The organism is Bradyrhizobium sp. SZCCHNS3016, assembly GCF_032484535.1.
Classification (GTDB): domain Bacteria; phylum Pseudomonadota; class Alphaproteobacteria; order Rhizobiales; family Xanthobacteraceae; genus Bradyrhizobium.
Map to the genome: position 1 here is coordinate 779,397 of NZ_JAUETE010000001.1, position 26,637 is coordinate 806,033.

General features: G+C 61.2%; 23 protein-coding genes and 1 pseudogene. 16 read left to right on the forward strand and 8 right to left on the reverse strand.

What is annotated here, in order from left to right:
• Positions 1–252 precede the first annotated feature (252 nt).
• From QW881_RS03785 to QW881_RS03815, 7 genes and pseudogenes are all read left to right on the forward strand, one after another.
• Positions 253–687 carry a hypothetical protein gene (locus tag QW881_RS03785; RefSeq protein ID WP_315771500.1) on the forward strand — a complete coding sequence of 145 codons (435 nt, stop codon included), beginning with the start codon at positions 253–255 and terminating at the stop codon, positions 685–687.
• 114 nt (positions 688–801) lie between these two features.
• On the forward strand, positions 802–1,266 hold the full coding sequence (locus tag QW881_RS03790) for a hypothetical protein (RefSeq protein ID WP_315756154.1): 465 nt from the start codon (positions 802–804) through the stop codon (positions 1,264–1,266).
• A 706-nt stretch (positions 1,267–1,972) separates the two neighbouring features.
• Positions 1,973–2,368, forward strand: coding sequence for a hypothetical protein (locus tag QW881_RS03795; protein ID WP_315756153.1), 396 nt, complete (start codon positions 1,973–1,975; stop codon positions 2,366–2,368).
• A gap of 142 nt (positions 2,369–2,510) precedes the next feature.
• On the forward strand, positions 2,511–3,104 hold the full coding sequence (locus tag QW881_RS03800; RefSeq protein ID WP_315756152.1) for a hypothetical protein: 594 nt from the start codon (positions 2,511–2,513) through the stop codon (positions 3,102–3,104).
• 426 nt (positions 3,105–3,530) lie between these two features.
• Positions 3,531–4,064, forward strand: a pseudogene (locus QW881_RS03805) (phage terminase large subunit); the annotation flags it as partial.
• A 403-nt stretch (positions 4,065–4,467) separates the two neighbouring features.
• Positions 4,468–4,929, forward strand: a complete 462-nt coding sequence (locus QW881_RS03810; protein ID WP_315756135.1) for a GNAT family N-acetyltransferase — start codon at positions 4,468–4,470, stop codon at positions 4,927–4,929.
• 193 nt (positions 4,930–5,122) lie between these two features.
• Entirely contained in the window at positions 5,123–6,385 is a 1,263-nt protein-coding gene (locus tag QW881_RS03815; RefSeq protein ID WP_315756134.1) for a CoA transferase, read from the forward strand.
• A gap of 58 nt (positions 6,386–6,443) precedes the next feature.
• On the opposite strand, the gene QW881_RS03820 is transcribed toward QW881_RS03815, so the two are convergent.
• Positions 6,444–7,172 carry a CBS domain-containing protein gene (locus tag QW881_RS03820; protein WP_315756133.1) on the reverse strand — a complete coding sequence of 243 codons (729 nt, stop codon included), beginning with the start codon at positions 7,170–7,172 and terminating at the stop codon, positions 6,444–6,446.
• Positions 7,173–7,333: 161 nt separating this feature from the next.
• Here QW881_RS03820 and QW881_RS03825 point away from each other — a divergent pair, with 161 nt between their 5' ends.
• Together QW881_RS03825 and QW881_RS03830 are read left to right on the forward strand one after the other, a co-directional pair.
• On the forward strand, positions 7,334–7,696 hold the full coding sequence (locus QW881_RS03825) for a hypothetical protein (protein WP_315739043.1): 363 nt from the start codon (positions 7,334–7,336) through the stop codon (positions 7,694–7,696).
• A 209-nt stretch (positions 7,697–7,905) separates the two neighbouring features.
• The gene (locus QW881_RS03830; RefSeq protein ID WP_409998986.1) at positions 7,906–9,579 is read left to right on the forward strand and encodes a PHA/PHB synthase family protein; all 1,674 of its coding nucleotides are present in this window, start codon (positions 7,906–7,908) and stop codon (positions 9,577–9,579) included.
• A 38-nt stretch (positions 9,580–9,617) separates the two neighbouring features.
• Here QW881_RS03830 and QW881_RS03835 read toward each other — a convergent pair whose 3' ends face one another.
• Together QW881_RS03835 and QW881_RS03840 are read right to left on the reverse strand one after the other, a co-directional pair.
• Positions 9,618–11,162: an AAA family ATPase gene (locus QW881_RS03835; RefSeq protein WP_315756132.1), complete on the reverse strand. Its 1,545-nt coding sequence runs from the start codon at positions 11,160–11,162 to the stop codon at positions 9,618–9,620.
• A gap of 22 nt (positions 11,163–11,184) precedes the next feature.
• Positions 11,185–12,174, reverse strand: a complete 990-nt coding sequence (locus tag QW881_RS03840) for a zinc-dependent alcohol dehydrogenase family protein (RefSeq protein WP_315756131.1) — start codon at positions 12,172–12,174, stop codon at positions 11,185–11,187.
• A 250-nt stretch (positions 12,175–12,424) separates the two neighbouring features.
• On the opposite strand from QW881_RS03840, the gene QW881_RS03845 reads away from it, so the two are divergent.
• Positions 12,425–15,118: a bifunctional acetate--CoA ligase family protein/GNAT family N-acetyltransferase gene (locus tag QW881_RS03845; RefSeq protein ID WP_315756130.1), complete on the forward strand. Its 2,694-nt coding sequence runs from the start codon at positions 12,425–12,427 to the stop codon at positions 15,116–15,118.
• Positions 15,119–15,161: 43 nt separating this feature from the next.
• Here the strand turns inward: QW881_RS03845 and QW881_RS03850 are convergent, their stop codons facing one another.
• Positions 15,162–15,665 carry a phage holin family protein gene (locus QW881_RS03850; protein ID WP_315739039.1) on the reverse strand — a complete coding sequence of 168 codons (504 nt, stop codon included), beginning with the start codon at positions 15,663–15,665 and terminating at the stop codon, positions 15,162–15,164.
• Positions 15,666–16,096: 431 nt separating this feature from the next.
• Here QW881_RS03850 and QW881_RS03855 point away from each other — a divergent pair, with 431 nt between their 5' ends.
• Genes QW881_RS03855 through QW881_RS03865 form a run of 3 tightly spaced genes read left to right on the forward strand, consistent with a single transcriptional unit; the run spans position 16,097 to position 19,119 of the window.
• A complete protein-coding gene (locus QW881_RS03855) occupies positions 16,097–17,233 on the forward strand; it encodes an ABC transporter permease (protein WP_315756129.1) in 1,137 nt (378 codons plus the stop codon).
• 2 nt (positions 17,234–17,235) lie between these two features.
• On the forward strand, positions 17,236–18,015 hold the full coding sequence (locus QW881_RS03860) for an ABC transporter ATP-binding protein (protein ID WP_315739035.1): 780 nt from the start codon (positions 17,236–17,238) through the stop codon (positions 18,013–18,015).
• 3 nt (positions 18,016–18,018) lie between these two features.
• Positions 18,019–19,119 carry an ABC-type transport auxiliary lipoprotein family protein gene (locus QW881_RS03865; RefSeq protein ID WP_315756128.1) on the forward strand — a complete coding sequence of 367 codons (1,101 nt, stop codon included), beginning with the start codon at positions 18,019–18,021 and terminating at the stop codon, positions 19,117–19,119.
• A gap of 10 nt (positions 19,120–19,129) precedes the next feature.
• Here QW881_RS03865 and QW881_RS03870 read toward each other — a convergent pair whose 3' ends face one another.
• Entirely contained in the window at positions 19,130–19,447 is a 318-nt protein-coding gene (locus QW881_RS03870) for a cytochrome c (RefSeq protein WP_315756127.1), read from the reverse strand.
• 141 nt (positions 19,448–19,588) lie between these two features.
• On the opposite strand from QW881_RS03870, the gene QW881_RS03875 reads away from it, so the two are divergent.
• Positions 19,589–20,302, forward strand: a complete 714-nt coding sequence (locus tag QW881_RS03875) for a helix-turn-helix domain-containing protein (RefSeq protein WP_315756126.1) — start codon at positions 19,589–19,591, stop codon at positions 20,300–20,302.
• 571 nt (positions 20,303–20,873) lie between these two features.
• Positions 20,874–21,605 carry a Crp/Fnr family transcriptional regulator gene (locus QW881_RS03880; protein ID WP_315739031.1) on the forward strand — a complete coding sequence of 244 codons (732 nt, stop codon included), beginning with the start codon at positions 20,874–20,876 and terminating at the stop codon, positions 21,603–21,605.
• Positions 21,606–21,971: 366 nt separating this feature from the next.
• Here the strand turns inward: QW881_RS03880 and QW881_RS03885 are convergent, their stop codons facing one another.
• Together QW881_RS03885 and QW881_RS03890 are read right to left on the reverse strand one after the other, a co-directional pair.
• On the reverse strand, positions 21,972–22,970 hold the full coding sequence (locus tag QW881_RS03885) for a TRAP transporter substrate-binding protein (protein ID WP_315756125.1): 999 nt from the start codon (positions 22,968–22,970) through the stop codon (positions 21,972–21,974).
• Between the two features lie 55 nt (positions 22,971–23,025).
• Positions 23,026–23,712 (reverse strand): GntR family transcriptional regulator, encoded by a 687-nt coding sequence (locus QW881_RS03890; RefSeq protein WP_315756124.1) that lies wholly within the window; start codon positions 23,710–23,712, stop codon positions 23,026–23,028.
• 377 nt (positions 23,713–24,089) lie between these two features.
• Between QW881_RS03890 and QW881_RS03895 the strand changes: the two genes are divergently transcribed.
• Entirely contained in the window at positions 24,090–26,177 is a 2,088-nt protein-coding gene (locus QW881_RS03895; protein ID WP_315756123.1) for a molybdopterin oxidoreductase family protein, read from the forward strand.
• On the opposite strand, the gene QW881_RS03900 is transcribed toward QW881_RS03895, so the two are convergent.
• Positions 26,138–26,614, reverse strand: coding sequence for a hypothetical protein (locus tag QW881_RS03900; protein ID WP_315756122.1), 477 nt, complete (start codon positions 26,612–26,614; stop codon positions 26,138–26,140). The two genes, QW881_RS03895 and QW881_RS03900, sit on opposite strands and share 40 nt — an antisense overlap.
• Positions 26,615–26,637: the final 23 nt, after the last annotated feature.

Here is a 26,637-nt window from a genome sequence, read left to right on the forward strand (position 1 = left end):
CAGCTTGATGTTCTCTCCCCGGCTCCCGGGACGGTGGCGAAATCAGATCGAGACATGCCGGCCGGAGACAATGAGCCGAGACGGACTCAGCGCCCAAACAGCCGTAAAAATCAGAGCCGGCGGACTTGACGTCGATGCTCGTTTGTTCGATCTTTGTTCTCGGTCTGAACGTCGTTCCGTGGGCAATCGCAATCTGGATATCTTCGGGTCATCAACATGATTGCATCAGCACGGTCACGGCCGGCGCGAGTCGTGAGTGTCTTGAAGCGGCTGCTTGCTCTCTGGCTGTTGCTCTTCGGATTATCGTGCCGCGCGGCTGTCGCAAGCGATGTCCTCATCAGCTATGCGGTTGAAGCCAAGGGAGAGACGGATAGCGGCAATCTCAACGATTGCGACGAGGTCGGCGTATGCCGCTTCCACGCTGCCGGTCTAGACGTTGAAGTCGTCCTCTATACAGAAGCAGGCGTTGCCATGCTGGAGATGATTGTCAAAGGACCGCCTGGCTGCTGTTATACCTTCGAGGCCAAAGAGCAATTTCGAGCGACCATTAAACCCGGCCTGACGCGGTTGGAGATCTACCAGCGCATGTGGTCACCGCACGATGATTTCGTCAGGACCCCGTTCTCCTGGAATCGACGGATTGGAACCATCTATCTCGCGTTCTCACAAAAGCGCTCCGCGAAGTAATCGGGCGCGTCATGATTAGGAAGGATTGGGCATGGCCAGCGGACGAGATTTCGTAGAGCGGAGCCACTGCCTCCGCCAGGGGCTCCGAAAATCGAGGAGGGTGACCGATCTCGTGTGTTCGGAGCAATTGGAAAACAGATCGACGACATCGTGAACGGACCTGGGTCCTATTATCCTGAGGGGCACAAGAAGAGCCCAGATGCGCTACTGGAAGACCTGACCAATTTTTATGGTTCTGTTGAACGTCTGAGCAAACAGCTGGATGACCCCTCCAACATCATGGGTGACGTGCTGGACCAGATCAAGAAGTTCAATGACGCGTTTGCCCCGTCAGCAAGGTGGAGTACGCCGAGCTCCCAGAAAGACAAGGCCATCGAGCTGCCATTTAAGCTCGTTCCGAAGACGAGAGATCGTAATGTTATCGATGTACCGGATGACGGACCATATACGCCGCCCATGCCATGGAGAGCGCCGAGAAAGGATCGCAACGTGTTGTTGGGAGGACCGCAGCGCGTTGCCGGTGGCGTAGATCCGCGGGTCTCTCGGCGTCTCGCAACGCGGCTGGTCTATCCCTCCTGACCGTCCGTCGCATCCAGCCAAACGCAATTGCAGGCCGGGCTGCAAGTGCGCAGGCATCCGCATTCGGTCGTGTCTCCAAATAAGACGCTGAGCGAGGGGCGTCATGAGGTTGAACAGGGGGGGTGATAGTCTGCGCAATCTATCTGATCTGGTTTGCGATATTGACTTGGCTCTCATGGGAAGCGAAGGATCCAAAGGGAGCTTATTTCTTAGGTCAATTGTCAATCCTGCCGGCGCAGGTTTTTTGTGGACCTCCGGGGTCGGTCAGGTCTTGGAAGCTCACGTTGCCTCGGAGTCCCAAATCAACGGACCTCTGTTGATTGTGCCCCTGAGTTTCGCCGTGGTGTATTTGTTTGGCTGGGGAATGAGCGCATTTGGGAAAGTCTGGTCGCAGGCCACGCGCGACGCTGAGCGGGCCGACCGGGAGTAGGTCCGTCGCTTCTGTGTGTGCCTGATTGGATAATCGTGCGCTTACGCTGCTGAAGCGCCTCCAACCGAATGCAAGGCTCCGGCTACATTTCGCGGCGTGTTGGGGCCGTCCTCCTTCGCCGCCGATCAAGTCGACGGAACACCTTTGGTCCGATCACTCACCTTGCCCCGCTTTGCTGGAGAAATCCGATGGCATCACGCTATTCTCAGCTGGCCGAGCCGTCGACTGGTACACAAGATGGGTCAAGTCTCTGGGAACGCCTTAGATGGCCGGAGCATGGCCAAGGATTTCGCCTGCAGTAATAGTTCGAAAGCTCATCCGGAGGTAGACATGCGGCTGAATAGAGGTGGTCTTATCGCGTGCGCCGTCTACACGCTGTGCGCTGCCGGCCTTGTCGGCTCGGCATCCGTCACCGATGTTAAGACGAGCGTGATGCTGTCCTCTCTTGCGGTGTTTCCTGCCGGGATTTTCTGGTCCGTCTGGGCCGCGGTGTCCGGCTCGGAGCGTTTTCCTTTTTCCGTCGATTCCTGGTTGAATAGTTTACTCGCCTATTACCTCGAGTCGCTCTTGCTCATCTACCTGATCGGTTGGGCTGCGAGTGCGCGGACAGCGGCAGGAGCGCGCCTCCGCAACAAGGAAGTCCGGTTGCCTGATCGTCCTGACGTCGATTGATCGATTTCGTCTGGACGGCCGCAGCCATTGATCTGCCTCCAAGCGGAAAGCTGTAGTTCATTCGCACCATCTGGGCACGGGCGACACTCGTTGCGCGGGGGTAAGCCCGCGCGAAGGAGGAGCTCATACAAGGTCAACGCATATGGCATCTCGATACTCGCTGACCGTTCAAATCAATCCTGGTTTTCCGGGACATGCTGCAGTCGTCGTCAACGAGCCTGGGCGACAGACGTTTGCCGGGTTCGGACCCAGCACCCATGGGGTTCCGTTGAGCTACGGGAAATTTGACGTTCATACGCTCCGTCCGGGCGAAACTCCTCCGCCTGATTTCTCCAGCGTCGTCGACGATGGTCAGTACCGCTCGTTTACCGTTCCCATCACGCCAGAACAGGCGGCAAGCGCGCTGACCGAAATCGGTCGGATCCGAAACGCGGGCGAAACTTACAACGGTCTCAAAAGTTACAGCCCGAACGTTTGCACAACGATCGTGAATCGGATTATGGGGGCTGCCGGTCTGGGCGGGAACAGTCTCCCACGCGTGCTGCCGTCGCAAAGCGGCGAGTACCTCGCGAATATCGAGAGAGAGCTGTCCTCCAACAGGAAAGCGAATGTGACCTTTGATGGCGGCGGTTTCGCCAATCGGATTCCCGACGCTCTTCGTGACATCCAGAGCGATTATGCATTTGTCGGTGGGTGGCTACGATACACCGTCGGAGCGAACCGGCCGCCTCCCTAGGCAAGCGTCGAACCTGTACGAGACAGTGCCGCCACCCGACGATGCGGTGGGAATGGACCGCGGGTCCGGCCGATATCTGCGGAGTCGTCGGGCGGACTCGGCGACTGCAACGATGTTCGACAGCGGCACGAATCCCATACCGCACATCCCGCGAGTCCTGCTGGGACCACAGGCGACGCGGTCAGGACGTATCTCTGGATCGCCGGACGAATCCGGGCCGGCCGAGCTGGGCTCTTCATATCGGCAGCTGTGGCCGCAGCCCGACGAAGGGGACACCACGCCGAGTGATTTCAACGATTGGTACACGCGCTGGGTCAAGCCGCTCCGGGAGCCATAGCTGGCAACCGAGACGGGGCCGCGGACGCGAGGTGAACGGCCGGTAAGAGCAGGTGATCATTGTCCACCCTCAAGATCCCCACCGCGAAAGTGTTTGAGCCGCTGCTCGCGCCCGCTCGCTACAAGGGCGCGTTCGGCGGGCGCGGCTCGGGCAAGTCGCACTTTTTTGGCGAGCTTCTGGTCGAGACCTGCCAAGCCGAGCGCGGCACGCTCGCCGTCTGCATTCGCGAGGCGCAGCGTACCCTGGCGCAATCATCCAAGCGGCTGATCGAGGACAAGATCGCGGCGCTCGGCCTCGGCCAGGGCTTCCGGTCGTTCAGCGACCGCATCGCGGCTCCCGGCGACGGGCTCATCATCTTTCGGGGCATGCAGGATCACACCGCAGAGTCGATCAAGTCACTGGAGGGATTTCGCATCGCCTGGATCGACGAGGCACAGACCTTGAGTGCGCGTTCGCTGTCGCTGCTGCGGCCCACCATCCGTGCGCCTCGCTCGGAGCTGTGGGCGAGTTGGAATCCGCGCCGCAAGTCGGATGCCGTGGACGATTTTCTGCGCAGTCGCAAACCGGAAGGCGCCGCCGTGGTCAAGGCGAGCTGGCGCGACAATCCGTGGTTTCCGGCGGTGCTGGAGGAAGAGCGGCAGCTCGACCTCGCGCTCTATCCGGACCGCTACGAGCATATCTGGGAGGGGGACTACGTGCGCGCGTTTGAAGGAGCCTATTTCGCCGATCTGCTGGCGCAGGCGAAACGCCAGGGACGGATCGGCAAGGTGTCCGCGGACCCGCTGTTGCCGTTGCGGGCGTTCGTCGACATCGGTGGCGCCGGCGCCACCGCGGACGCCTTCACGATCTGGATCGTGCAATGGGTCGGCAACGAGATGAGAGCCGATTTCCAGCACCTGCGGCGCTGGCGCAAGAGCGTGGAGCAGGCCCAGAGCTATACGTTCAAGGCCGTCATCACGGTCATCGCGACCGGTCTGATCGGTGCGATCTGGCTCGGCATCAAAGTCGTGCTCGGAAGGTGATGCCGTGCCAGCCTGGATCTCGCGGCGAGGCCGCCGCTTCCGCATCAGAGAGGTCGACGCTTGCGAGCCTGACGTCCTCGACACCTTGAAGGAGCTCCATGCGCGCACATTCCTCGATTGCGCACCTCTGCCCGATTTCGAGAGCGGACAATGGTGGATATCGACCGAGCTCGGACGGCCCGTCGCCTTTGCCGGAATGATGCCGTCATCCCTCGGCAAGGGCATAGCCTATCTTTCGAGGGTTGGCGTTCTCCAAGAGCGGTGTGGTTACGGCCTGCAGCGACGGCTGATGCGTGTGATCGAGCAGCGCGCGCGTCGCTCGGGCCTGGATTGCATCGTTTCGGATACGACTTGCAACATCGTATCCGCGAACAATTTCATTCGGTGTGGATATGTGTTGTTCCAACCGGTCCGGCCCTGGGCCTGGGTGAACTCGCTTTATTGGCGCAAGATGATCGGCCGGTGAGCTGTCGACCGACGCCTTATGCAGATTGCATTGCGCTGCAGCAGGATTGGGCCGGCTCGACAGCTCCGACCCGGGCTTTTTTTGCGGCTGCCGTTGAGCTAACCATGCATTGTCGGACGTTGGAGACAATGCCACGCCGGGCAGTCAATGGAAGATCGCTTCAGACGATCAAAGCAGCGGGAAGGACTCTGGGATGCCGGCCGAGGTCACCCTGCCAAAGCGTGCGCCACGGCCGCCTGACGCGCCAACCGCGCTGGCTGGTCTGCTGGTGATCGATTTCACGCGGGTCGTCGCAGGGCCGGCGTGCACACAGACGCTGGCCGATTTCGGCGCCGAGGTGATCAAGATCGAGCAGCCGCTCACGGGAGACGATACCCGCGCATACGAGCACGCCGAGCTCGGCGGAGAGAGCGCAGCGTTCCTCAGTCTCAATCGGAACAAGCGCGGCATGGTGTTGGATCTCACGATACCGCAGGCCAGAGACGTCGCGCGTGCGCTGATCGCCAAGGCCGACATCGTCGTGGAGAATTTCTCGTCGTCCGTCATGGAGAGGTTCGGGCTGGACTATCAGACACTGTCCAGCACCAATCACGGGCTGATCTATTGCTCGATCTCGGCCTACGGACGCTCCGGTCCATTCGCGTGGCGATCAGGGTTCGATCCAATCACCCAGGCGGAAAGTGGGTTGATGTCCCTCAACGGTTTCGCCGACGGTCCGCCGGTGCGGACCGGTCCTCCGATCGTTGATCTGGCCACCGGCATGTCCGCCTGCAATGCCATCCTGCTGGCACTTGCCGCCCGGCAGCAGCTCGGTCGCGGGCAGCACGTCGAAGTGGCGCTGTTCGACATCGCCTTGGCGATGACCGGCTTCTCCGGAATGGCGTATTTGATGAGCGGCGTGAACCCCACGCGAACGGGCAATTCGCCGAACGACTCTCCGACGGTCGGCGTCTTTGAAGCGTCAGATGGTCCGCTCTACATCGCATGTGCCAACGATCGGATCTACCGCCGGCTGGCGACGGAGGTGCTTGGTCGTCCGGATCTCCTGAGCGATCCCCGCTTCGCCACGCGAAGGGCGAGATGGGTCAACCGTACGCAGCTGCGCGGCCTCATCGCCGACATCCTCGCCACGGAACGGATGGATGTCTGGACCTCTCGGATGAACCAGGCTGGAGTTCCGGTTGGACACGTTCGTACGGTCGAGCAGGCGTTCAACGCGGCCGAGGTCCGGATGCGCGACCGCACCTGTCGTATTCCGCACCCGACGGCAGGCTCGATACCCAACATCGAGCCGGCAATCGCCATGAAGCTCACGCCGACCGTCGAGCCGACGGCGGCGCCGCGGCTCGGTGAGCACACGGCCGCGATCCTGCGCCACAGGCTTGGGCACACTGAGCAGGAGATCGAAGCCCTGCGTCGGGCGGGGGCGTTCGGACGCAACAATCCAGGAACCTAAGGCATCGTCACTGGTGCCGGACACGAGGCAGGAAGAGCGGGAGCGTCCTCAGCAGTCATCAGCCGGCTTTGGCCATCTCGTCGTCTTCCGGTGAGTTCAGGTACATGCCCGACATGGTGTCGACCCAGCACAGATGATCATGCACCTTCTTGACACCAGAGATGTTCTCGGTGGCAACGATTGCCGCCTGCCGCGACCGCTCTTCGGTAATGACGCCGCTCAGATGAACGATGCCGTCCTTGACGATGACGGACAATCCGAACGGGCACCAGTCGTTCTTCTCAAGAGCGTCGATCACACGGTTGCGGATGTGATCGTCATCCGCCGTCGGATCCGGAACCTGCCGCCCGAGCGCGGCGACCGCTTGCAGCAGGTTCGCCCGTGACACGATGCCGACGACCCGGTCTCCCTTGACCACGGGCAACCGCTTCACGTGGTTCTTTTCCATCAGTTCCACGATCTCCGCCAGCGCGGCATCTTCGGTGATCGTCAGGGGAGACTTGGTCATTACCTCTGACACTTTGCGACCATGCTCGTGGACGAAGTCGGCGGCCGACTTCCCTGGCCCGAGAATGAAGCGCAGCCAACGGCCGCGCTTACGCCCTGTGCCGATCTCGGATCGGCGGATGAAATCGCCTTCCGAGACGACGCCCACGAGTTTTCCGACGGAATCGACCACGGGAAGGCCGCTGACGTGCCGTTGAAGCATGATATTTGCCGCATCCACGATGGAAGTGTCAGGGGTGACGGTGATGACGGGACGGGTCATGATCTGGTGGGCGCGCATGGCGAACTCCAATGTCAAAGGCTGAGAAAACGTAATCCGCCGCCACGGTCTTGAATTGACGCAGGTCAAAGGAGGTGCCGCCGCGTCATTGACGCAGCTCAAGGTCCTGGCATTGAATTGCAGCTATAAGGCATTTTGATCTAGCGAGAGGAGAGGTGCCCATGTCCGAGTTCTCCGGGACCAAGGTCCTGGCCGACGAAACGGCCGAACTGTCCGAACGTGTCGCTCTCTCCAATAAGCACGCACTCGAGCTGCTCGTTGGTTCCCAGCAGATCGTCATGGAGGAGGTTCTGTTTGCCAGCAACGAAGTGCTGGATCGCGCGCGCACGGAGACGCATCTGCTGGCTGAGTTTGTGTCGAAGCTGGCTGGCGTGCATTCCGTGAAGGGAATCCAGGCGATGGTCCAGGAATGTGGACGGCATCAGATTGATTTTGTCAGGCGGGATTGCGATCGACTCTTCAAGCACGGGCAGCGCCTGATTGATGCTAGCGTGAATCTTATGGGGCAACGGTGGCGAAACTGAAGTGTGCGGGGGCGTCGCGTCCCGATCGACGGGAACGCGAGGGAACGACCATTAACGACCGGAGCAGTGCCGTTGTCTCTGCAGAGACCTCTTTGAAGCCGGAGGGTGCGCTCGCCGCACCCGACGCAAAGTTGCTCTCCCGAGAAGCCGACGCGACCTCCGGGGAGTTTCGACGCGAGGATCACGAGCTGGACAAGGCCTTCAGCGCGATGCTGGCTCGGCTCACCGGTGGAATTTCCCCGGCCGCTCTATCAATGGCGTATCTGGATTGGGCTTGTCATCTGGCCGCTGCACCTCAGCGTCAGATCGAAATCGTCCGAGATGCTTGGCGCGGCGCTAAGCAGGTCGCTGAACGGTCATTGCAGTTTGCAGACCCGAATCGCAGTCCTTGGGATCTGATTAAACCGCAGGCCAACGATCATCGCTTTTCCAAGCCGCAATGGGCGACGTACCCGTTCAACTTGTTCGCCCAGGCGTTTTTGCTCGGGGAAGATTGGTGGCACAAGGCGACGACCGGCATTCGTGGTGTCGACCCCGCCAACGAAGCCGTCGTCGACTTTTCAATTCGTCAACTGCTCGACATCTTCGCGCCATCGAACTTTGCAGCGACCAACCCGGAAGTGTTGGAGAAGACGTTTCAAAGCGGTGGCGAGAACCTGATCTTCGGCTGGCAGAACTGGCTCGCCGATCTCATGCAGGTGATGCAGCCGGGGAAGATACCGATCAATGGCGAGTTCGTCGTCGGCAAGACCGTCGCGGCCGCGCCGGGCAAGGTTGTGCTTCGCAATCAGTTGATTGAGCTGATTCAATACGCGCCGACGACCGAGAAGGTGAGACCAGAGCCGGTCCTGATCGTGCCAGCTTGGATCATGAAATATTACATCCTGGATCTGTCGCCGCACAATTCGCTGGTCCGATACCTGACCGACCAGGGCTTTACGGTTTTCATGATCTCCTGGCGAAACCCCGGAGCGGAAGACCGGGATCTTGCGTTTGACGACTACCGCTCGCTGGGCGTCATGGCTGCCCTGGACATGATCGGAAGGATCATTCCGAATACGCTGGTCCATGCCGCGGGCTATTGTCTCGGGGGAACGCTTCTTTCGATCACGGCGGCGGCCATGGCACGCGATGGCGACCCGCGCCTGAAGACAATCACGCTGTTTGCGGCCCAGACCGATTTCACGGAAGCGGGAGAGCTGACGCTCTTCATCAATGAAAGCCAGGTCGCCTTTCTCGAAGACATGATGTGGGAGCGTGGATATCTCGACACCACCCAGATGGCGGGCGCATTTCAATTGCTGCGCTCCAACGATCTGATCTGGTCTCGTGTCTCGCGCGACTATCTTCTCGGCGAGCGCGCAAACCCGAGCGACTTGATGGCATGGAACGCAGATGCGACGCGGCTACCGTATCGGATGCACTCCGAATATCTGCGCAAGCTGTTCCTGAACAACGATCTCGCCGAGGGGCGGTATCGGGTCGAAGGGAAGCCTGTTTCGCTCTCGGATATCCACACGCCGATGTTCGTCGTCGGGACGCTGCGTGATCACGTTGCGCCTTGGAAGTCGACGTACAAGGTCCATTACGAGGTTGATGCTGACGTCACTTTTGTGCTCGCCAGCGGCGGCCATAATGCCGGCATCGTGGCGCCGCCGGGCGAGCAGGGGCACTCCCATCAGTTGCGAACCAAGGCTGCCGACGCTCCATATCTCGGACCCGACGAGTGGCAGGGCACATCGCCAAAGCTGGAGGGATCGTGGTGGCCGGCCTGGACAGAATGGCTCGGACAGCAATCGGGAGCGCCGGGCGCACCGCCGCAACTCGGGACAGATCGTTCGAATGATCTCGGAGACGCGCCGGGCGACTACGTGCACACGTGATCGCCGCGCGTTGCGGCCAGGGGGCCATCCCACCGGACTCAGGCGCTGATCCGGAGCAATGAAAGGCTTCGCTCCAATGTCGTCTCAGCGGTGCCTGACGCATCCACCTGGAGCCAATCCAGAGCGCCGATGTCGTAGCGTTCCTGATCCTCGGTAACTCCGATCGTTGCATCGGACGCATCGGCGACTCGATGGTGAATCCGCTCCTGCCGGCTGCGCAAATCTGCGACAAGGAAGAGGCCGGCAAAGGGCACCTTCAGTCGTTTCGCGAGATCATGGATCTCCTGTCGTTCATCCGGACGTGCAAACACGGCGTCGACGATCACCGTGAAACCTTGTGAGAGCACGCGGCCGGCCTGCGTCGTCAACTCTCGATAGACCCGAGCACTCGATTCCGGCGTATAGGCCGCAGCTGGGAGGCGTTCGGTTTCCTTCACGCCAGACAGTTGCTTGCGCAGCACGTCGCTGCGCAACACGATTGCTCCTGGTGGAGGCACCAAGAGAGGAGCGAGAGCCCGGGCGAGCGCAGATTTTCCCGTTCCCGACAGGCCTCCGACCGCGATCATCCTCGGCTCTGCCGGCCGGATCAGGCTGCGTGCAAGTTGAAAGTAGCTCTCTGCGGTCTCGATCGTTGCGGAGCGATCTGCGTCCGAGTGTTCGGCATCACCGCGGTCGCGCCTTGCGACAAAGACTTGCGCACGGATGGCGGCCCGGATCGTCGTGAACAGAGGCAGAGCAGCCAATCCGCCGGTCTGGTCAGGCGCTGCGGTCGAGAGGTAGCGGTTCAAGAGACGGTTGGCGGCGACCGGCTGCTCGAAGTGCAAGAGGTCCATCAGTGGAAAGGCGAGATCGTAGAGGACGTCGATCGTGGCGATCCGGTCGTCGAACTCGATGGCGTCGAACAGCACCGGCTTGTCGTCAATGAGGACGATGTTGGCCAGATGGAGGTCGCCATGGCAGCGTTTCACGTGCCCCTCATTTGCACGTTGCTCGAGCAGGGGCCGGAGACGCGCGAAGGCCGAGTGGCAAAGGACGCGGAGTTCTTCGACCTCCGTTTCGCCAAATCGCGAGACTGTCCGAAAGCTGGTGACGAAAGCGTCGATCCAAATCGGAATGGACTCCGTCCATCCATTGGAGGAGCTCCGAACGGCGACTGCATGCGACGCTGCGATCGTCTCTGCCAGACGCTCGGCCAATCCGACGTCCAACTGCTGGCGGCGAGAAAGATGATCAAGCGTCTGGCTGTCATCGAAGCGACGCATCTCGACAGCATATTCGACCGGAGTGCCCGATCCATCGACATCGAATGATCCGTCAGGCGCCTTGGTGATGGCGACGACACGCAGATAGATGTCCGGAGCAAACGGGTGATTGATCTCGATTTCCTTTGCGCACGCGGCCTTGCGCTGATCGAGCGTCGAATAGTCCAAAAATGGCAGCCGAACCGCGCGCTTGATCTTCAGGGCGCGGTCACCGATCAGAAACACGGAAGCCGCGTGCGTGTCGATCCGGCGGACACCTGGATGTCGGGTTGTATTGCCCAAGAAGGAGAAGACCAGTTCCTGATCGGATGGTGATGCCATGGGCGGTGTTGCCACGTTCACTTCAAAAGTCCGGGATAAGCACCGCCGCGCCGACGACGTCACCCCGCCTCAGGCGGGCCAGAACGTCATTTGCGTCGGACAGCGGATAGGGCGTCGTATGGGTCCGTATTTGAGCCTGCTGCGCGACCCGCAGGAAATCGAGACCGTCTTGTCGCGTCAGGTTGGCGACGGACACCACCTGGCGTTCTCCCCAGAGGAGGGAATACGGGAACGTCGGAATGTCGCTCATATGGATACCTGCGCAGACCACCCGGCCACCCTTCCGAACAGCCCGCAGAGCGGCCGGAACAAGCTCGCCAGCCGGCGCGTAGATGATGGCCGCGTCCAGAGCAACATCGGGACGCTGGCCTGCCGCTCCGGCCCATGTGGCGCCAAGTTGGCGCGCGAAATCCTGCGCAGCTTGGTCGTGCTCGCGGGTGAACGCGTAGATCTGGCGCCCCTGCCAGCGGGCCACCTGGGCAACGATGTGACCGGCCGCGCCGAATCCGTAGATGCCAAGCTTCTCGGCTTTCCCTGCCATGACCAGAGACCGCCAGCCGATCAGGCCGGCGCACAGCAACGGCGCGATGGCAATGTCATCCTCCAAACCGTCGAGTGGGAATGCGAAATTTGCGTCCACGACGGCGTGGGTTGCATAGCCGCCGTTGCGTGTGTAGCCGGTAAACGTGGGCTGGTCGCAGAGATTTTCCATACCTCGTGCGCAGAACATGCAATGGCCGCACGTATGCCCCAGCCATGGAATTCCGACGCGCGCGCCGAGCTTGTGCGTCGTCACACCAGGACCAATCTGGTCGACATGACCGACGATCTCGTGTCCGGGGACGATCGGATACCGAATGTCGGGAAGCTCACCGTCGTACACATGCAGGTCAGTGCGACACACGCCGCATGCCCTGACCTTGACGCGGATCTCGCCGGGACCAGGATCGGGGTCCGCGAGCGTCTCGGGCTGCAGAGGCGCTCCAGGCTTTCGCAGAACCATCGCTCGCATCGGAGAGCCTCCCGGACGAAGTTGCAGGGTAATAAGATAATCAGCCCGGCAATCGTTTGATGCTCATCAAGGACTTGGTACGAATACTGCGGCCTACCGAGCAGAGCCGGCAGGTGCAGTCAGGGAGCGGAGCGGTATCACCTCCGTGACTATGCTGGGATGATAAGTCGCGCTAGACCCGCTGCGGATTGAAACTAAGATCAATCCTCGGGATTCACCCGCCTTTCACCAACTGATGTTGGACGTGCAAATGTCGACCTACCGATTGCGGAACCTGCTTTTGCCACGCTCAATCGCTCTGATCGGAGGGAGTCCGCGACCGAACTCGGTAGGGAAGGCCATTCTCGACAATATCGTCAAGGCGCGGTTCGAGGGCAAGCTTGGCCTGGTCAATTCTCGCTATCGGGAGATATCCGATATCGCAGCCGTTGGCAGTCTCGCCGACCTGGCGTTCGTGCCGGAACTGGTGGTGATCACGACGCCACCCCCTTCGATCCCGGATCTCATCGATCGCGCAGGCGCGTTGGGGACGGCAGGAGCTCTGATCATTACCTCGGGTCTGGGACACGGAGAGGGGTCGCTTGCCGACCAGACCGAGAAGGCAGCGCAGAAATACGGCATGCGTCTCATTGGACCGAACTGTCTCGGCATCATGATGCCGACCATCAAGCTCAATGCGAGCTTTTCGGCGCACATGCCGGTTGTAGGCAGCCTGGCGCTCATTTCACAGTCCGGCGCTATCGCGGCGGGGATGGTAGATTGGGCTGCTCAGCGCGGTGTTGGGTTTTCCGGAATCGTCTCGATCGGCGACCAGTTGGACGTCGATCTCGCAGATCTTCTGGACCATTTCGCGTTGGACGGTGGGACCCGCGCGATCCTGCTCTACATCGAAGCCGTCAAGGACGCTCGAAAGTTCATGTCCGCGGCGCGAGCGGCGGCAAGGGTCAAGCCGGTTGTGGTCGTGAAATCGGGCCGCGGTGCCGTCGGTGCGCGAGCTGCGGCGACGCATACGGGCGCGCTGGCGGGAGCGGATGCCGTCTACGATGCGGCTTTTCGCCGGGCCGGCGTTCTGCGGGTCTCCGATCTGCGCGAGCTGTTCGACTGCGCCGAAACGCTGGGGCGGGTGGAGTCGCCCATGGGCAAGAGGCTCGCCATTCTCACGAATGGCGGCGGGATCGGCGTGCTCGCCGTGGATCGACTGGTCGAGCTCGGAGGCGTGCCTGCCGCACTTTCGCCGGTCGTCCACGACAAACTCGATGCCATCCTGCCGCCGACCTGGTCCGGATCCAACCCGGTCGACATCGTCGGCGATGCCGATGCAGCACGCTACACGCTCGCGCTCGGGGCGCTGCTCGCCGATCAAGCCAACGATGCAGTTCTCGTCATGAACGTTCAGACCGCGATTGCATCCGCGAGCGCCATTGCCACGGCTGTCACCGAGTTCGTCAGTACCTATCGAAAGCAGCACCAGCGCTGGGCAAAGCCGGTTCTGGCGGCATGGGTCGGTGCGGAGCAGCCGGTCATCGAAACCTTGAGCGGGGCAGGAATTCCGAACTACCCAACCGAGGATGATGCCGTTCGTGGCTTCATGCATCTCGTTCGTCATCGGGAGGTGGTCGAATCGCTTGCCGCTGTCCCGCCGGCCATGCCGAGCTCTTTTGCGCCCGACGTCGAGGCAGCCCGCAAAATTGTAGCGACGGCCCTCGCCGACGGGAGGACTTGGCTCGATCCGGTCGAGATCAGTCGCCTGCTGGAGGCCTACGATATTGCGATGGTGCCGACGTTCGCGGCGTCTTCGGTCGACGAGGCGGTCGGGTATGCGGAGCAGTTGTTCGCTCAAGGCACAACTGTCGTGCTCAAGATTTTGTCGAGAGACATCATTCACAAGTCCGACGTCGGCGGTGTCGTGCTCAATCTGACCACGGCCGAGGCCGTGCGTAACGCGGCGAACGAGATCATGGCCCGCGCGAGGGCCGTTCGGCCCGACGCACGGATTTCCGGCGTGATCGTGCAAGCCATGATCGTCCGCGCCAAGGCGCGGGAGCTGATCATGGGCATTGCCGACGATCCAACCTTCGGAACCGTGATCGTGTTCGGCAGGGGCGGTACCGCCGTCGAGATCATCAACGACAAAGCGCTCGGTCTGCCTCCGCTCGATCTCCATCTGGCGCGCAATCTCATCGAGCGGACGCGCGTCTCACGATTGCTGCACGCCTATCGTGATGTCCCGGCGGTCAAGCCCGATGCAGTCGCACTGGTGCTGGTCAAGCTTGCGCAGCTTGCAGCAGACGTTCCCGAGATTCGCGAGCTCGATATCAATCCGCTGCTCGCGGACGAGAGCGGCGTCATGGCCGTCGATGCGCGCGTCGCCATCGGCAGGGTTCCGCCGAAATTCAAAGGCTCTGGTCCGTCGAATTTCGCCGTTCGGCCGTATCCGAGCCAATGGGAACGGCATCTCCAGGTCAAGGACGGCTGGCGAATCCTTGCGCGACCGATCCGACCCGAGGATGAGCCAACTATTCATGAGTTCCTCAAGCATGTCACCGCGGAAGACCTGCGTCTTCGATTCTTTGCCCCCATGAAGGAGTTCACGCACGAGTTCATCGCGCGCCTGACGCAGCTCGACTATGCGCGCGCGATGGCTTTTGTGGCTCTCGATGAAGCGACCAACGAACTGGTCGGCGTCGTGAGGATTCACTCCGACTCGGTTTACGAGAGCGGGGAGTACGCGATCCTGTTGCGGTCGGATCTCAAGGGACGCGGACTCGGCTGGGCGTTGATGCAGCTGATCATCGAATACGCCAAGGCCGAAGGCCTGAAGATGATTTCCGGCGACGTGCTGCAGGAGAATGTCGTCATGCTGGAGATGTGCAGGAACCTCGGTTTCGAGGTCAAAACCGATCCGACCGAACGCGACCTCTGCAACGTCAAGCTCAGGCTTTGAGCTCAGGCTTCGATTGCCTCTCACCTGATTCAGCAGGATGGGTTCAAGTCGCACGGCGGTCGTTGGGCGGCGGGCTCGCTGCCTCGCCTTCGGAGCCGCCATGCGAGCGGAGAGTTCTGATGATCATCGTCGCAATGGGAACGATGAGCAGTGGAATGAGGCTGTTGAGCGGATGGTTGACCACGCTCGAGATCTGGGCTTGCAAAGCTCGTGCTTCCAACTGCAGCGAGTCCATGGACGAGGAGTGAATCTCGTTGGCTAGTTCGAGTTCCCTGCCGGACGGTGCACGGGATGCGATGATCAGCAGGATCGCCGCAATCGCGACATTGCAGGCTCCGAGTGCTGCGGCTGCCACCACCGCGGAGGTGATCTGGACCAATGCAAGATAGGCCGCCAGCTCGAACATCAGGAGGCCAAAGACGGCAATCAGCGCCGCAAAGGCCCGGAGGCCGAGCCCGACGAGCAGGTGCCGGAGCCTGATGTCGGCAATGACCCGGTCCGTCCGCCAGAGAAGGCGCAAATGTTTAACGACATTCTCGGTATCCACTTAAGTTCTCCGCAGTAGGAGGCCAACGGCAAGACCGAGGGCGAACGCCGAAGCTGTCGCCACGATCGGACGGTCCCTGATCATCCGCTCTACCTGAACGTCTGTCTCACTTAGACGCATGCCCAGCGCCTCGATCGCTGCAGCGAGCATTCCGGCGGCTGGTTGCGCGTCCGGGTTGTCGCGCGGCGCCCCCGCGCCCCGCAACAGCTGGCTTAGCTCACGCGTCAGGCTGTCCAACTCGGTCCTGAGCGTCGTCGGGTCGATAGCCATGTTTTGTCCTCGCGCCAAAATCACTGTAGAACGCAGTCCGGCGTGATGCTTGATTTCGCTCAACCCGTTGCGCTGACGGCATTGACGCAGATCAAGCGAGGCAGATCGGCCGGATTTAGGAACGGGTGTGCCTCGGCACGCCGACTGAGGGAGACATCCAATTGCGTGCTCATCCGGGACTGACGGCCGCGACGACGGAGGATGTGCTTGAGCTTCGTCCGAGCGGATCATGGGTGTCCCTCAACGTGGCGGAGCTCGAGAGTTTGACCAGCTCTGCCGGCACCAGGGTCAACAGCGCGAAAGCCGTGAAGCTTGATCTCGGTGCCGTGAGCGAGATTGATACCGTCGGTGCCTGGTTGCTCGAGAAGCTCAGCCGCCGTGCCGCCGCTGGCGGTCGTCAGGTCGAGATGACGGGGGTGGCAGAAAACTACATCGGCCTGGTCGAGGAGGTCCGGCAGGTCAATCGACGAGCGGTGGAGCCGGCACCGAGACTGAATCCGGTCTTCGCCAAACTCACGGACCTCGGTCGTTCGAGTCTGGGGGCAGCCCAGGACGTCAAAGTGTTCCTGGACATGTTGGCCGCGCTGTCCTTTGCTCTGCTGCGGACGCTACGTCGGCCGCGATCTCTGCGCGTGACCTCCCTCGTCTATCAGATGTACCGCATCGGATGGCAGGCTATTCCGATCGTGGCGTTGATCACTTTCCTGATCGGCGCCATCATCGCCCAGCAGGGGATTTTCCATTTTCGACGTTTTGGTGCCGAATCCTACGTGGTCGATATGGTGGGAATTCTGGTCCTGCGCGAGCTTGGCGTTCTGATCGTCGCGATCATGGTGGCAGGGCGATCGGGAAGCGCCTACACGGCGGAACTTGGATCGATGAAGATGCGCGAGGAGATCGATGCGCTGGTGACGATGGGGCTGGATCCCGTCGAGGTGCTGATCCTGCCCCGCATCGTTGCGTTGATCTTGACCTTGCCAATTCTCGCCTTCATCGGCTCGATGGCTGGCCTATATGGGGGAGGGCTGGTGGCCCAGCTCTATGGCGGCATGGGACCGGCAATCTTCATCGCCCGGCTACACGATGCGATCTCGGTCACCCATTTCGAAGTGGGAATATTGAAGGCCCCGTTCATGGCCTTGGTGATCGGCATTGTTGCCTGCAGTGAAGGACTTCGTGTGAAAGGTAGTGCCGAATCGCTGGGGCAACAGACCACGACATCCGTGGTGAAATCCATTTTCCTGGTCATCGTGCTCGATGGTCTGTTCGCCGTGTTTTTTGCGTCCATTGGAATGTAGCAATGGATGATCTTGGAGTGTCCAGCGCGATCCGCGTGACCGATCTCGTCGTCGGGTTCGGCCGGCAGCTCGTTCTGAACGATCTTTCGCTCGACGTTCGTCGCGGTGAGATTCTCGGTTTGGTTGGCGCGTCAGGCGGCGGGAAATCCGTCCTGATGCGGACGATCATCGGCCTCATTCCTCGGCGCAGCGGGACCATCGAGGTCATGGGGACACCCCTTGGTGGCGCCGAAGAGCGGACGACACAGGCTGCGGCGAGGCGTTGGGGAATTCTGTTCCAGCAGGGAGCTCTGTTCTCGTCACTGACGGTCAAACAGAACGTTCAATTTCCGCTGCGCGAGAGCCTGCAGATGTCGCAGGGCTTGATGGATGAGATCGCGATAGCCAAGCTCGAAATGGTCGGCCTTCGCGCAGAGGACGGTGATAAATTCCCAGCCGAACTATCCGGCGGCATGACGAAGCGCGCCGCGCTGGCGCGGGCGCTCGCTCTCGATCCGGCGATCGTATTTCTTGACGAGCCGACCTCCGGCCTCGATCCGATTTCCGCCGGCGATTTCGACGCCCTGATCAAGACGCTCCAACTGACGTTGGGATTGACGGTGTTCATGGTGACGCACGATCTCGCCAGTCTGAACACGGTCTGCGACCGGGTCGCTGCTTTGGCCGACGGCAAGATCGTGGCAATTGGCCCTATGAGCGATCTCCTTCGATCAGAACACCCTTGGGTCAGAGCCTATTTTCACGGCAAGCGATCCCAGATGCTGCAACCAAAAGCGAGTTGAAAGATGGAAACCCGTGCGCCTTTCGCTGTCATCGGCGGCTTCGTGCTGGCGGCCATCGTCGCGATCTTTGGCTTCGTTTACTGGCTCAACAACACCGGAGGACTCGGGCCTCGCACGACCTATCACGTGCAGTTCGAGGGCTCAGTGCCCGGCCTGCTGGTCGGGGCTGCCGTTCTGTTCAACGGAATTCGGGTCGGCGAGGTGACTGAGCTGGGCCTGGCGCCGAACGATCCGCGTCGGGTCAACGCAACGATTTCCGTGGCGTCGACGACTCCCGTGCGCGCCGACACCAAGGTGGGTCTGGAATTCCAGGGGCTGACAGGAGTGCCGGTGATCGCGCTGGAGGGCGGCTCGTCGGCAGGAGCGGCGAGTGCCATATCGACACTGATTGCAGAACCGGGCGCCGGACAAAGCATGACGCAGGCCGCCCGGGACGCCCTGCGGCGCGTCGACGCAGTGCTTGCGGAGAATGCCGGGCCGCTCAAAGACACGATCGCCAACCTCAAGACATTCTCGGACGGCCTTGCGCGGAATACCGGCAAGCTCGATGGAATCGTCTCGGGTCTGGAAAAAATGACGGGAGGCGGCGCTCCAGCACAGAAGGTCACCTATGATCTGAGCGCGCCGCGAGAACTGGGGCCGGTCAACAAGACCATCAAGGGTCAGCTCGCGATTCCTGAGCCCACGGCCGTGGCGATGCTGCAGACTCAGCGCATGTTGTTCGCGCCGACAAAGGACTACCCGGGGTTCGGTGATTTCCTCTGGGCTGACAGCATCCCCAAGTTATTGCAGTCACGTCTGATCGATGCCTTCGAGAATTACGATGTGGCCCACGCTCCGCTGCGGACATCCGATCTCGGCCAGCCGGATTTTCAGCTGCTGGTCGATGTCCGCCGTTTCCGGATCAATGGCGATACCGCCGCTGCGGAGATTGGTCTGTCGGCACGCCTCGTCGACAAGAACGGCAAGGTCATCGCGTCACGGCTGTTTGACGAAAACCAGCCCGTTGCGCGGCTTGATCCTGCTGGTGCCGTGTCCGCCTTCAACGAGGCCTTCGGCCGGGTTGCCAAGTCGATTCTGACCTGGACGATACAGGCGCTCTGAATCGATCGGGCTATTCCAAGCTCTTCAAATACGAGAGCAGATCGTGGATCTGCGGCGGCGCAAGCTGGAATTGGGGCATGGCCGGGTGACCAGTCACGATCCCCTCCGCGAGCGCTTCGCCCAATGATTCGATCGGGTAGCGGAGATGCAGGTTTCGGAACGGGGGGGCTGGTTCGAAGGGACTCTCTCCCGTTCGACCGATGGCATGACATCGTGCGCAGTGGGCCTTCGCGAAGGCCTGCCCACGTTGCTGCGACGTCGACGCCGCGTAGGAGGGTGTCACCAACGCTATCGCGGCGAGAAGGTGGCACAGAACAAGCCGCTGCATTCACAATGTCCGTTGGCGCTGGCAATGGCGGCCACGATAGGGCCCGGATTGTTGGTTCGTTTGATTTGAATCAATCGGAACTTCGAGCGTCCGTTAGAATGCAATCACTATATCCTTGCGCTTGGCCCAGCGGAGCCCCGTATGAAGACGTCTCTTGTTGCAGTCGATTTCCATGGGCAGGCCTGTGCCGATTGTGCCGTGCGGGGATTCAGTGTCTGTGCGTCGCTCGACCAGTTCGAAATGCGTGAATTCGAGCAGCTCAGCCGCCGGGCCCATTTTGCGACCTGCGAGACGGTTTTCGCGCAAGAAGATACGTCATCCTGTTTCTACAATTTATTGGATGGGGTCATGAGGCTCTACAAGCTTCTCCCCGACGGACGCAGGCAGATCGTCGGATTTGCGCTGCCTGGCGACTTCGTCGGCATGACGACGGAGGAACGGCATGGATTTTCGGCCGACGCAATCGGTCCCGTCACCGTCTGCCAGTTCGCAAAGGGACCGTTCGGACGCTTTGCCGAGGACAAGCCGAACCTGCTGCGGCGGATGAACGAACTGGCCGTGCAGGAGCTGAATCAGGCGCGTGATCACATGGTACTTCTCGGGCGCCGATCAGCCGAGGAGAAGGTCGCGACATTCCTCGTTGGCTGGAGGGACCGGCTGGTGGAGCTTCGGGGGCCCTCTAACATGGTACCGTTGCCGATGAGTCGGCAGGATATCGCCGACTATCTCGGGCTCACCATCGAGACCGTCAGTCGAACGTTCACGAAGCTCGAACGGGAGGGCATCATCGCGATCCTGCCCGGGGGCGTCTCGCTTCGAGATTCGGCGCGAGCTGAAGCTATGGCTGCTGCCTGACGTCGCTGGCGAAACCCGCATTGCATTGATCTGGATCAAGGACTGCCGCGCAGCCGATAGGGAACTGTGTCTCAAACTCGAACAGGGGAGAGAGACATGCCGCTCGACGCTATGATGGTCAGCTTTGCAGTTGTGGGGGTTTTTGTCGGGTTCGCTGCGGTCCTGCTTTGGGCCGATTCACAGACAAGACATCGGGTGTGAGGTACAGGCTGCCCTTGGGCAGCGGCATCTTGCGCTCAGAAGAGTAGCGCTGCTGGTCCGACGGGCGGCTAGACGACTCTCACGCGCTGCACAATGTATGCCGGGCCCGCCTCTCGGGGGCGAAACGCCTCCGGCGTCGATTGGCAGATGGCTTCGCCTTGAGCGTTCGCCGCATTTTCCTGGACAATCCGCCGATCTGCCGTATTCCGAAGTGCAATGAAATCGAGGATCGGTGGTCGCAAGTCCGAGGGATCGTCTTTGCTGGTGGCTGTAGGCGTGTCCATAGTCCCCTGACATCCGCGGGGGCCTTGGCCACCGGCTTTGGACAGCTCCCTTGGGCGGCGGTATTCGGACGCCTGGGAGATGCGGTGTGACTGAGGAAAAGCGGGCGAGCGTCCGACCTACCAACAACGGCAAACTGTCGGTGCTGCGTCAGCATCCGATTTTTCGTGAACTCGAGGCCGATGCGGTCGATCAGCTCTGCCGCTACGCCAAGCCGACATCGCTCAAGCGCGGTTCAACCATCTTCTCAAAAGGCGATCCTGGCTCGAGCTTGTATGCCGTGATCAGTGGCACCGTCAAAATCAGTGTCTCGTCGCCCGACGGCCGCAATGCCATCCTGAACCTGATCAGCGCGGGTGAGATATTCGGCGAAGTCGCCGTGCTCGACGGCCGAGAACGCACAGCCGACGCAACGGCCAATACGAACTGCGAGATCCTGGTCATCGATCGGCGCGAATTCCTGCCGTTCGTGAAGAGCCAGCCGGTGCTGGCAATGAAATTCATCGAGCTGCTTTGCGATCGGCTGCGCTGGACCAGCGACCAGGTTGAGCAGGTCATCCTTCAGGATCTCCCCCGCCGCCTTGCCAGTGCGCTGCTCGGCCTGACCGACAAGCGCAAGCTGGATACCGCAAGCCGCACCATCGCCATCACTCAGCAGGAGATCAGCGAAATGGTCGGCATGACGCGGGAGAGCATCAACAAGCAGTTGCGTGCATGGGCCGCGCGGGACTGGGTCCGCCTCGAGCACGGGGCGATCGTGCTTCTGAATCCCGAGCCGTTACGCGGATTGGCGGAGGCCGGTCAAGACGAAGACGAGTAGGGGCGGCGAGGCATTTTCCGACATCCTGCTGCGCCGGTGATGGCCGCAGCCCGCCGGCGGCGAGCTGGATTTTCCGGGGGGCGGACATGAACAGTGCGCTGATCGAGATCGTCCCGCCGCTCGCGAGCGCGTGAAGGACGGCGTTATGGCTTGGTGGCACCAGCACAACAGGACGGCCATCGGTTCGGGCCTGGAAGCCGCGCTGTTCAGGACGTAGCGGGTGAAGACCGCCCAAGGAATGACGGCTGAGATCAGCAAGAGCGCCGTTACGCCCACGATGACGCAAGCGGGATACAGTGCATCCATCGCCCGGCGATAGAGTTCGGCCATCGTAAGCCTCTTGATCATCCGAACCGAGCGTGCGGTCTATGCGATGTCCTGAATGCGCTTGATCATTTCTTGGTACTTCGGACCGTATTTGTCCCAGACCGGCTTCACGGCCTTCTGGAACGGCGCCTTGTTGGCGATTTCGACGATCTCGGAGCCACCGGCCTTGGCCCTCTCGATCGCTTCCCGCTCGTAGGCCTTCCAGAGTTCGCGCTCCTCCATCTGCGCTTCGCGCGCGAACTTCTTGATCAAGGTCTGGTCGTCGGTCGACAGGTTTGCCCAGGACCGCTTCGAGAACACGAGGATTTCCGGAATGACGAGATGCTGGGTGAGCGAATAGTACTTCGCGGCCGTGTAATGATTGCTGAAGACGTAGCTCGGCGGATTGTTTTCGGCCCCGTCGATCACGCCGGTCTGCAGCGCGCTGAAGACCTGATCGTAGCCCATCGCGACGCCGTTGCCGCCAAGCGCGTTCATCATGTCGATGAAGATGGGATTGCCGATCACACGGATCTTCAGCCCCTTGACGTCCTCGACCGTCCTGATGGGCTTCTTGGTGTTGTAGATGCTGCGCGCGCCCGAATTCATCCAGCAGAGTGCGACGAGATTTGCGCTGGCATTGGCGCTGACGCGGTCCAGAAGGTCCTGACCGATCGGACCGTCCATCATCTTTTCAGAATGTTCGATGCTCTTGAACAGGAAGGGCATGTTGACGACGTTGACGTCGTCGACGATCGGGCCGAGCGCGCCGGCGCTGACCCGCAGCATCTGGATCGCCCCGATCTGGGTCTGCTCGATGGTCTCTTTCTCGCCGCCGAGCTGAGCGGAGGGATACATCTGGATCGACAGCCTGCCGTTGGTTGCCGCTGCAAGCTTTTTGCCGATGTTTTCTGTTGCTGCAACCGTCGGATAACCCGGCGGCTGAACGTCGGATGCCTTGAACACCGCCTTCGATTGCCCAAGGGCGGCCGAGCTCGGCGGCAGCGTTGCAACGCCCGCAAAGCCCACGCTCAGTCTGATGAAATCGCGTCTTTTCATGGCGTCTCTCCGACGGAATGATCGTGTCGCCGCAAGGTTCGATGCGATCATCTCGTTAGCTTGGTTGATCGAAATACTCTGGATTCTTGGTCTGAATTTCAGAGATGTCGTCGAGCAGGCGTTCCAGATGACTCGCCATGGCAGCCCGGGCACGATCCGGATCGCGCCGCTCGATGGCCTGAAGGATTGGTTCGTGCTCTGCGATCACTTCGGCCATCCGTCCGATCTGCGGCAGGGTCAGTCGACGATAGCGGTCGACGTGAACCTTGACCTGAACGATCAGTTTCCAGATCCCGGGATAGCCCGCGACCTCGGCGATGCCAGCGTGAAACATCTCGTCCGCCTGGTGGAAGGCTTCGCGATCCTTTGCTGCGCACGCCTCGCGCTGACGTTCGAGGGTCGCATGCAGGTTGAGCAACTGGCTCGATGTCGCATGCTCGGCGGCCATCCGAGCGGTGGTCTCTTCTAGAGACTTTCGGATGATGATGGTCTCGGGGAGTGCTGCGACCGGAATGCGCGAGACGAAGATGCCGGACTGCGGAAAGATCTCGACCAACCCTTCATCCGAAAGTTTCAGAATGGCCTCGCGGACCGGTGTCCTGCTGACACCATAGGTCGTCGCAATCTGCGCTTCCGAGATCGGCTCCCCCGGCAGGCGCACGAGCGACACCAGTTCGGACCTGAGATCGGTGTAGATGCGTGACGCTGCTGTCGCGCCGCGGGGCCGACCATTGCGGCGCATGCGGGCAACCACAGGCCGTGGCGCTGGGGCCATTTTCCTCGGGGCTCGACTGGACATGTGCGTTTCCTCAACTGATATATTAATATATGAAGCTGGCTTTGCAATCGAAATTGCCGGTCAGCTGAGGGCTGGGCATGGTGCGCTGCGACGTAGATCGTTCGCAGGAGAGCGACCCCGAGCGCGCAACAGAAGCCTATCGTCTTTTGATGCAGTCTTCACCTTGCCCCTGGGGGCGGATCGGTCGTTGTCGATGGTGACTTGCCGCGTCCAGAAACAGGCCCAACGTTTGCGGTGGAGCAGACACGCACGAATCTTGTTCATGCGAATGCCTCGCGAATGCTCTCGGCGGACGCATTCTTTGGTGCTACGAATCGGGCATGAACCAGCAGACTCGGGTCGACATCCGCCATTCCACCTGCCCGCACGATTGTCCGTCGGCCTGCGCGCTCGACGTCGAGGTGCTCGATCGAAAGACGATCGGCCGCGTTCGCGGCTCGAAACGGCAGACCTATACGGCTGGCGTGGTTTGCGCCAAGGTCGCGAGATATGCCGAGCGGATTCATCATCCTGAGAGGCTGATGCATCCGATGCGTCGCGTCGGCCCGAAAGGCTCAGGGCAATTTGCACGCATCTCCTGGGACGAGGCGTTGGACGTGATCGCCGAGCGGTTTCTCCAGGTGGAGCGCGACTTTGGCGCTCAGTCGGTCTGGCCGTATTATTACGCGGGCACGATGGGTCTCGTGATGCGCGATGGCCTCAACCGTCTCACCCATGTGAAGAAGTACTCGCGGTTCTACTCGACGATCTGCGCCAATGTCGCGCGCATCGGCTTTGCCATCGGCACCGGGAAGATTGCCGGCGTCGATCCGCGGGAGATGGCGCTCTCGGATCTGGTCGTGATCTGGGGCACGAACCCGGTGAACACGCAGGTCAATGTCATGACTCATGCGGCGCGCGCCCGGAAGGAACGAGGCGCCAAGATCGCGGCGATCGATGTCTACGACAATGAGACCATGAAGCAGGCCGACATCAAGGTCATCCTGCGACCTGGGACCGACGGCGCATTTGCCTGCGGCGTGATGCACGTGCTGTTTCGCGATGGCTATGCCGACCGCGCCTATATGGAGAAGTACACGGATTGTCCTGCCGAACTCGAAGCGCATCTGGAGACCCGGACGCCGCAATGGGCATCGCAAATCTCTGGCGTTCCCGTGGCCGAAATCGAGGCGTTCGCCCGTCTGGTCGGAGAGACGAAGCGGACCTTCTTCCGACTGGGTTATGGTTTCACCCGCAGCAGGAACGGCGCGGCGCAGATGCATGCGGCATCGTGCATTCCCGCGGTGACCGGCGCCTGGCAGTATGAGGGAGGCGGAGCCTTCTTCAACAACGCGGCGCTGTGGCATTTCGATGAAGCGATCATCGAGGGCCATGATGCTGTCGATCATTCCACCCGCTTTCTCGATCAGTCGCAGATCGGGCGTATCCTCACCGGGGATCGAGCAGCGTTGTGCGGCGGTCCGCCGGTCAAGGCGATGCTGATCCAGAACACCAATCCGATGACGGTGGCGCCCGAGCAGGAGCTGGTTCGCAACGGATTTGCGCGCGAGGATCTTTTCGTCGCGGTCCACGAGCAGTTCATGACCGAGACGGCGCAGATGGCGGATATCGTGCTGCCCGCCACGATGTTCATGGAGCATGACGATCTCTATTACGGCGGCGGCCATCAGCACATTTCGATCGGACCGAAGCTGATCGACCCGCCCGGCGAGTGCCGGTCCAATCATGAGGTGCTGCAGGGCCTGGCGCGCCGGCTGCGGGCGGTGCATCCGGGCTTCGAGATGTCGCCGCGCGAGCTGATCGATGCGACGTTGAAGAAGAGCGGCCATGGCGATATCGCCGGGCTCGAGGCCGATGTCTGGCGCGACCTTCAGCCGGACTTCCGCACCTCGCACTATCTCGACGGCTTCGCGCACAGCGACGGGAAATTTCACTTCAAGGCCGACTGGGCGCATCCACCATTCGGCCGCGTCATGGGCAATCCTGAACGCATGCCGTCGTTGCCCGACCATTGGGCGGTGACCGAAGAGGTCGATCAGCAGCATCCGTTTCGGCTTGCGACCAGCCCCGCGCGCTCGTTCCTCAACACCTCCTTCAACGAGACGCCATCGTCGCAGGCGCGGGAAGGGGGACCCTCCGTCATGATCCATCCGCTCGATGCAGCCCCGCTCGGCATTGTCGACGGCGATATCGTCACGCTCGGCAACGAGCGTGGCCAGACCTCGCTTGCGGCCCGGCTGTTCGACGGAGTCCGGCGCGGGGTGCTGATCGCCGAATCCATCCATCCCAATCGCGCCCATGTCGGGGGGCGGGGCATCAACGTGCTCACCGCTGCCGACACCGTCGCGCCGATCGGGGGCGCGGCCTTTCACGACAACAAGGTCTGGCTGCGCAAATCGGCCGGGTGACGCCGACCTAGGCGGGTCATCGGAAATATTTTTTTATAATCAATGGCTTGATGCCCTGCCTTGGTGTACTGGCCGCGGCCGGGAAGACTTCGTTTACCCAATCGCTCCGCCTTATCGAATTTTCTTGAGCGGCGCTCATTTTTGAGATATGAATTGTGAGCGTTGCTCAAAATTGAAGGAGTAATCCCATGCAGGTTCTCAGCTTTCGCGGTCCGCAGCTTTTTCCCGTCGTCGATCTCCAGCCGTTGCTGAACGGTTTGGCTCGGGCTGCGTCTCACCTTGTGGCGGCACGCGTTGAGCGCATCGCCAACGCCTGTGACGTTGCCGGCCTGCTGGCCGCGCGGCGCGCAAGGCGGGTGCCCGGAGACCGGCTTTTTCGCGCAGCTGCTCGCGAGGGACGCCGGCCTCGCCGCGGTGGCCTGTTCGGCTGCTTCCACTACCTGAGTGAGCTGAGTTGATC

Bases quoted from the DNA above. Each gene is read 5' to 3' on its own strand.
- QW881_RS03795 (WP_315756153.1), top strand. From the start codon at position 1,973: ATGGCCAAGGATTTCGCCTGCAGTAATAGTTCGAAAGCTCATCCGGAG.
- QW881_RS03800 (WP_315756152.1), top strand. From the start codon at position 2,511: ATGGCATCTCGATACTCGCTGACCGTTCAAATCAATCCTGGTTTTCCG.
- QW881_RS03815 (WP_315756134.1), top strand. From the start codon at position 5,123: ATGCCGGCCGAGGTCACCCTGCCAAAGCGTGCGCCACGGCCGCCTGAC.
- QW881_RS03820 (WP_315756133.1), bottom strand. From the start codon at position 7,172: ATGCGCGCCCACCAGATCATGACCCGTCCCGTCATCACCGTCACCCCT.
- QW881_RS03825 (WP_315739043.1), top strand. From the start codon at position 7,334: ATGTCCGAGTTCTCCGGGACCAAGGTCCTGGCCGACGAAACGGCCGAA.
- QW881_RS03830 (WP_409998986.1), top strand. From the start codon at position 7,906: ATGCTGGCTCGGCTCACCGGTGGAATTTCCCCGGCCGCTCTATCAATG.
- QW881_RS03835 (WP_315756132.1), bottom strand. From the start codon at position 11,162: ATGGCATCACCATCCGATCAGGAACTGGTCTTCTCCTTCTTGGGCAAT.
- QW881_RS03840 (WP_315756131.1), bottom strand. From the start codon at position 12,174: ATGCGAGCGATGGTTCTGCGAAAGCCTGGAGCGCCTCTGCAGCCCGAG.
- QW881_RS03845 (WP_315756130.1), top strand. From the start codon at position 12,425: ATGTCGACCTACCGATTGCGGAACCTGCTTTTGCCACGCTCAATCGCT.
- QW881_RS03860 (WP_315739035.1), top strand. From the start codon at position 17,236: ATGGATGATCTTGGAGTGTCCAGCGCGATCCGCGTGACCGATCTCGTC.
- QW881_RS03865 (WP_315756128.1), top strand. From the start codon at position 18,019: ATGGAAACCCGTGCGCCTTTCGCTGTCATCGGCGGCTTCGTGCTGGCG.
- QW881_RS03870 (WP_315756127.1), bottom strand. From the start codon at position 19,447: ATGCAGCGGCTTGTTCTGTGCCACCTTCTCGCCGCGATAGCGTTGGTG.
- QW881_RS03875 (WP_315756126.1), top strand. From the start codon at position 19,589: ATGAAGACGTCTCTTGTTGCAGTCGATTTCCATGGGCAGGCCTGTGCC.
- QW881_RS03885 (WP_315756125.1), bottom strand. From the start codon at position 22,970: ATGAAAAGACGCGATTTCATCAGACTGAGCGTGGGCTTTGCGGGCGTT.
- QW881_RS03890 (WP_315756124.1), bottom strand. From the start codon at position 23,712: ATGCGCCGCAATGGTCGGCCCCGCGGCGCGACAGCAGCGTCACGCATC.
- QW881_RS03895 (WP_315756123.1), top strand. From the start codon at position 24,090: ATGAACCAGCAGACTCGGGTCGACATCCGCCATTCCACCTGCCCGCAC.